Annotated in this window: 1 protein-coding gene and 1 pseudogene; both read right to left on the reverse strand. The window is 77.5% G+C overall.

Annotated features, from left to right (window positions below; all coding sequences use genetic code 11):
- Window positions 1-275, reverse strand: a pseudogene (locus ACFWJO_RS36665) (hypothetical protein); the annotation flags it as partial.
- 13 nt (window positions 276-288) lie between these two features.
- Window positions 289-1,986, reverse strand: a complete 1,698-nt coding sequence (locus ACFWJO_RS36670; RefSeq protein WP_386872399.1) for a DUF3492 domain-containing protein — start codon at window positions 1,984-1,986, stop codon at window positions 289-291.
- Window positions 1,987-2,160: the final 174 nt, after the last annotated feature.

Below are 2,160 nucleotides of genomic sequence, written 5' to 3' on the forward strand. Positions count from 1 at the left end.
TGCTGAATCGCTTCGGCATGCCCGGCGGGCGGCTCGGGCACGGCATCGCCGGCCGCTTGGGCGGCGGGCCCGGTGGTCGCCTCCGCGACCGGCGCCGCGGCCGGCGCAGCGGTCGGGTGGTGGGCCGACGCGGTGGCCGGCGCGGCGGACAGGTCGAGGGCGCCGGGCGGGAGGGCCCGCGCGGTGGCGGCCCGCGCGAGCGCCGGGGCGCCGAGCAGGGCCTCGGAGCGGGAGTCCCAGGGGCCGGGGCTGGTGGGAGCGGCGGGGCCGCGCATGGGTGTGCCTCCTTCAGGCATCGGGATCTCCCGCGCCGGCCGTCGCGGTGACCGGCTGGTCCGCCCAGCTGCCCGGCACATGGGCCTCGGCCGGGTGGGCGAAGGGCACGCCGCTGGTGGTGCGGCGGCGGACCGGCGAGTGGGAGAGAAGTTCGAGGTAGATGCCGCGGAACGCCGCCAGGTTCTGCTCCACGGTGAACAGCTCCAGGGCGCGGGCGCGGGCGGCGGCGCCGAGGCGGTGGCGCCGCTCGGGGTCGCGCAGCAGCGCGAGGCAGGCGTCGGCGAGCGCCTTGGGGTTGCGCGGGGGGACGACGAGCCCGGTGCCGCCGATGACCTCGACGACCGCGCCGACGTCGGTGGAGACGGTGGCCCGGGCACAGAACATGGCCTCGACGAGACCGACCGGGAAGCCCTCCACGACGCTGGAGAGCACGACCACGGCGCTGGCGGCGTAGGCCTCCTCCAGGGTGGGGGCCTCGGGTCCGCCGAGCTCCTCGAAGGAGACGGGGTTCTCGCCGACGGCGTGGGCACCGGCGGCCTCGTCGGGGAAGAGCTGTTCGGCGAGGCCCCGGCAGTGCGCGAGGTACGCGGCGGCGCCGGGCTCGCGCACCGGCGCGGCGATGATCCGCAGCCGGGCGTCGGGCTGCTGCCGCCGCACCTCGGCGAAGGCGTGGAGCAGGGCGACCAGGTCCTTGGCGGGCTCGACCCGGCCGATCCAGGAGAGGGTGGCCGGGTCGCCGCTCTCCTCGTCCTCGCCGACCTCGGCGAAGCGCTCGGCGTCCATGCCGGGGTGGACCGTGCGGAGCCGGGCCCGGTCGGCGCCGCACCGCTCCTGCCAGCGCCGGGCGTGGGCGTTGCCCGGGGTGAGGAGCGCGGCCTGGCGGTAGACCTCGCCGGCGAGCCGGCCGTGGAACGCGGCGAGCAGGGCCCGTACGGGTGTGGCGAGGGGCGCGCCCGCGGCGGCGAGGTAGTGGGCGCGGAGCTGGACGCCGTACTCGGTGACGAGCAGCGGGGTGCCGAAGAAGCGTTTGGCCAGCAGACCCGGGAGCGCCGCGGCCCCGGCGGAGGCCGCGTGGCAGAGGTCGACGAGCCCGAGGCCGCCGAGCCCGTCGGGGCCCTCGTCCTCGGCGTACCAGCCGAGCGAGAGGGGGCGCAGGGCGCGCTCCAGCTGCTCGGTGAAGGCGAGGTGGTCGCGGACGGTGGCGGCGGCGACGCTCCGGCGCGCGCCGGGCGCGCGGCAGGCGGACTCCAGGATGCGGACGGCGGCTTCGGAGCGGAGCGCGGCCGGCAGTCCGCCGTGGGCGCGGGCGAGTTCGGCGAGTGCGTAGAGCCCGGAGGCGAAGCGCTCGGGGATCTCCTGGCCGGCCCCGGGACGGAGGGCGTCGTCGGCGCACACGCCCTCGGTCAGGTCCCGGAACGCCTCTTCGAAGAGGCGCCGTTCGCGCCGCCCGTAACCGCGCCCGTATCCACAGCCGCCGCCGCGCAGGCGGCCGCGGCCCTCGTCGCCGGCGGTCCACAGCGGCGCGGTGCGCACGCTCCGCACGTTGGGCGGCAGCGGCAGCCGGCCGCCGGCCTCCTGCCGGGCGTCGCGGCTGAGGGCGTACAGGTCGAACTCGTGGGGGGCGAGCCCGCGCACGAGCCGGTCGCACCAGAGGCCGGACTCACCGGCGGCATACGGGTAGCCACCCTCCGTGAGCAGTCCGATCCGCATGAGCACACCCCCGTTCTCCCGTGACGACGACGGTCACCGTTCGGTCCGGCGACCCGCAGCGGGAAGAACGTAAGCGGACATGACGGTGGTGGGGGGGGGGGGGGGGGGGGTTGGGCCAGAGAAAGGGGGGGGGGGGGGGGGTGTGGGGGGTCTGTTGGGGTGTTCGTTGTGTGA

Origin of the sequence: Streptomyces sp. NPDC127092 (genome assembly GCF_042722475.1) — a bacterium.
Lineage (GTDB): Bacteria > Actinomycetota > Actinomycetes > Streptomycetales > Streptomycetaceae > Streptomyces.

What these genes read in the sequence shown, in the direction of transcription:
- ACFWJO_RS36670 (WP_386872399.1), bottom strand. Translation starts at nt 1,986, where the DNA reads ATGCGGATCGGACTGCTCACGGAGGGTGGCTACCCGTATGCCGCCGGT.